Below are 3623 nucleotides of genomic sequence, written 5' to 3'. Positions count from 1 at the left end.
CTTTTGGCGGGGACAGAATTAGTTGAGGGGGAGGTAATTACGGCAGACTGGACGCAAGAAACCCTTCCTTCTTGGTTCGATTCGATTTGGCAAGGGATAGCTCGACCAAGCGGATTTTTGCGTTTTGGGCTGTCTGGTTTCATCAAGTCTGTGCGCGAAGTACCGACACTTTTACTGATGCGTTTGGCGTTTGGTGCAGGATTGTGTCGATTTGGAATGTTTCGGGCTGTGCGGGCAAACTCACGCACAGAATTGATGGACAGAAACTTTGCCAACCAAACTCCTTCAAGCTTGGTTAGGTAGCGACTACATGATGACAAATTTTGAGTTTCCAACGATAAACTACGATGTCGTTATTGTCGGCGGCGGCATTTCGGGTTTGACACTAGCTTGTGGACTGCGATCGCGTAGCGTCTCTGTACCCCTACGGGGAAGCAAGCTACGCGCAGCGTCCCGAAGGGAAGGAGAATCGTCAGGTCTGCAAATTTTAGTAGTGGAAGCACAACAGGAACAGCAAGCAACAGAGCGAGCAAGAGCTTATGCCCTGTCGCCGATGACGAGCAAAATTTTTCGTGATTTAGGGCTGTGGGAGCAAATTGCGCCAAAAATTAGCCACTTTTCACGGGTGGTACTGTCGGACGCAGACTATCCTCACCGAGTCGAGTTTTACCCAAATGATTTGGGAGAAGCAGCAGTTTACTACTGTGGCGAGCATGGGGTACTGATGGCGGCACTCCAGCAACGAGTGGCAACAGCAGGTAACATTACTTGTTGTTATGAGACTCAAGTGGTTGAGGTGCGCTATGGAGTCCAAGCCGCAGAGGTGGTGCTGGAGAATTCCCAGGGTCAACAACGGTTGCAAACAAAGTTGGTCGTGGCTGCTGATGGCATCAACTCGCAAATTCGCTCTTGTGCTGGCATCAAAACTAACGGTTGGGCTTACTGGCAATCCTGTATCACAGCTTTCGTTGCCCCAGAGCGATCGCACCAGAACATCGGCTACGAGCGTTTTTGGCCTAGTGGCCCTTTTGCAATTTTGCCCTTACCTGATAATCGCTGCCAAATCGTCTGGATTGCACCCCACGCAGAAGCTCAGGCAATAGTTGCTCTGCCAAGCGACCAGTTTTTGACCGAACTGCAACAACGCTACGGCGACCAAATGGGGAAACTAACCTTGTTGAGCCAGCCCTTGGTGTTTCCGGCACAGTTGATGCAGAGCCGCAGCTATTGCCAGCCGCGCTTGGTGTTGCTGGGGGATGCTGCCCACTGCTGTCATCCCGTGGGTGGTCAGGGGCTAAATATGGGTATTCGTGATGCAGCTGCCCTAGCCCAAGTGCTGCAAACTGCACAACAACAGAAACAAGACCTGGGTTCTCTGATGGTTCTAAAACGTTACGATCGCTGGCGACGCTATGAAAACTGGGTCATCCTAGCCTTTACCGATATTCTCAACCGCAGCTTTTCTAACCACTTGCTGCCAATAGTTAAACTACGGCGGTTGGTACTACGACTGATAATTTATTGGTCTTTCCCACGAAGGCTACTGCTGCGACTGATGACCGGGCTGTGGGGTCACCAGCCACAACTTAACGCTCTATCTGCCGAGAAAGTGCCCAATAGCAACGATAGCGTTAAACATATAGCCTCTGACCACTCATCCTCGGCGGCGTTGCAGAATATAGATATGAATTAGTACTTGCACATAACCGACACAACTTTAACTGTTTATAGCGAATTAAAATTGGCAAACCTCTGCGCTTCCCTCTGCGTTTCTTTGCGTTAAAAAAAACTACGAATTAAGTTTTGTTTTGGGCACAGCTAGTTATAAATATTTGGATTTTAACACTTGCAACATTGCATGATATCTGCGGTTAAAACTTCTTTCTTGTGAAAAGCAAAATTAATCAACAAACAACATACTCTATATGCAAAAAATTCCCGTCACAGTAATTACAGGATTTCTAGGCGCAGGCAAAACGACGTTAATTCGCCATTTACTTCAAAACAATGAGGGACGACGCATTGCTGTTTTGGTGAATGAATTTGGGGAAATCGGAATTGATGGCGAACTTTTACGTGACTGTCAAGTATGTGACGATGAAGAAGATTCCAACAGTAATATTGTTGAACTCACCAACGGTTGTCTGTGCTGTACGGTGCAAGAGGAATTCCTTCCAGCGATGCAAGAATTACTTCAGCGACGCGCGAGCCTAGACTGTATGTTAATTGAAACCTCTGGACTAGCACTGCCAAAACCATTGGTGCAAGCATTTCGCTGGCCAGAGATTCGCACAGGCGCTACAGTAGACAGCGTAATTACTGTGGTGGACTGTGAAGCTTTAGCAACTAATCAATATGTAGGTGATTTAGCAGCCCTCTTAGCACAACGACAAGCCGACTCTAGCCTAGAACACGAAACACCGATTGAGGAACTGTTTGAAGATCAGCTTGCTTGTGCTGATCTAGTATTGCTGACTAAGAGCGATCGCGTTGATGAAAAAACGCAAGTTAGGGTGCAAGAATGGCTAAAGCAGAACTTATCCCCTGGTGTAAAAGTCATTCCTTGTCAGGATGGTAAAATCAGTGGCGATGTGTTGCTTGGTTTCAACGCTGCGGTAGAAGACAACTTAGAAAGTCGTCCCAGTCACCACGATACTGAAGAAGAACACGAACATGATGAAGGGATTAATGCAGTACAACTACTGCTAGACCAAGCATTTGAGCCGACTGTTCTAGTCAAACGCTTGCAAACATTAGTGCAGCAGCAAGAAATTTATCGAATTAAGGGGTTTGTAGCAGTTCCAAACAAAGCCATGCGTCTGGTATTACAGGGTGTCGGTAATCGATTTGACTACTTTTATGATCGGACTTGGCAACCCCACGAACTCCGTCAAACGCGATTAGTGTTGATTGGTCGGGAGCTTGAGCAGGTTCGCATTGAGTCATTAGTGTTGGGGGAGGAAGTCAATGCGACCATCCAATAGTGTTTGGCAAGGAAATTTCGGTTACTGGCAAAACAGCTTTATCCATAACAATATATTGGTAATCGGTTATACAGGATGGAAAGGATTTCAATTATTTGGGCGGGGAGTTGTTATTTGTGATGTGGATACTAAAGTTGCTCACCCGACAAATACAAGTGTTGATACAGTTCCCTTCACCCTCCAATTTCTCCCCTGTGATCTGATTAGGTTTTACTTGCGTTCGTTTCAGGATGGCGGATTTATATCGCAATCAATCTGTTCATCCATGATTTCATCAATTTTCCCAGCGATCGCAACATACAATCCCCATCAAGATATTCTTCTGGTGCTAAAGGCTGAACCTCAGATTGAGGTTAATTTTTTACACCAACTAAAAATTACTCCACCCGATTGCTACGAACAAGTTTGCAAGCGATGGTCAGAATTTAAACCAAGTTTAATGCCCTAAAACTTACTTTAGTCCTCAATGCTCAAGCCAAAATCAAGCAAGATTTCCAAAGCAACTCGCTACCAAAATGCAGCGATAGATTGTTACATGGGACTCGAGGGATTAGCAGCACGTGCAATTTTTGAGAGCTATTTATGTTATGAAATTCAACTCTGGCAGTTATCAATTCATGAGTTTAATCGAAATGACCC

General features: G+C 46.0%; 3 protein-coding genes and 1 pseudogene. All 4 read left to right on the top strand.

All coding sequences use genetic code 11. From position 1 onward, the window contains the following. Window positions 1–303: pseudogene (locus V7K42_RS11885) on the top strand (SAM-dependent methyltransferase); the annotation flags it as partial. Then, window positions 269–1693: an FAD-dependent hydroxylase gene (locus tag V7K42_RS11880; protein ID WP_334916366.1), complete on the top strand. Its 1425-nt coding sequence runs from the start codon at window positions 269–271 to the stop codon at window positions 1691–1693. The pseudogene V7K42_RS11885 and the gene V7K42_RS11880, both read left to right, overlap by 35 nt. Window positions 1694–1925: 232 nt before the next feature. Further along, on the top strand, window positions 1926–2984 hold the full coding sequence (gene cobW, locus V7K42_RS11875) for a cobalamin biosynthesis protein CobW (protein ID WP_334916364.1): 1059 nt from the start codon (window positions 1926–1928) through the stop codon (window positions 2982–2984). Next, entirely contained in the window at window positions 2968–3432 is a 465-nt protein-coding gene (locus V7K42_RS11870) for a hypothetical protein (protein WP_334916363.1), read from the top strand. Before cobW ends, V7K42_RS11870 begins: the two co-directional genes overlap by 17 nt. Window positions 3433–3623: the final 191 nt, after the last annotated feature.

The sequence above is a fragment of the Nostoc sp. genome (assembly GCF_036917455.1).
Taxonomy (GTDB): domain Bacteria; phylum Cyanobacteriota; class Cyanobacteriia; order Cyanobacteriales; family Nostocaceae; genus Nostoc.
The sequence above is the reverse complement of the archived record's forward strand: the minus strand, read 5'-3'. Positions and strand labels throughout refer to the sequence as shown.

Bases quoted from the DNA above. Each gene is read 5' to 3' on its own strand.
- cobW (WP_334916364.1), top strand. From the start codon at position 1,926: ATGCAAAAAATTCCCGTCACAGTAATTACAGGATTTCTAGGCGCAGGC.
- V7K42_RS11870 (WP_334916363.1), top strand. From the start codon at position 2,968: ATGCGACCATCCAATAGTGTTTGGCAAGGAAATTTCGGTTACTGGCAA.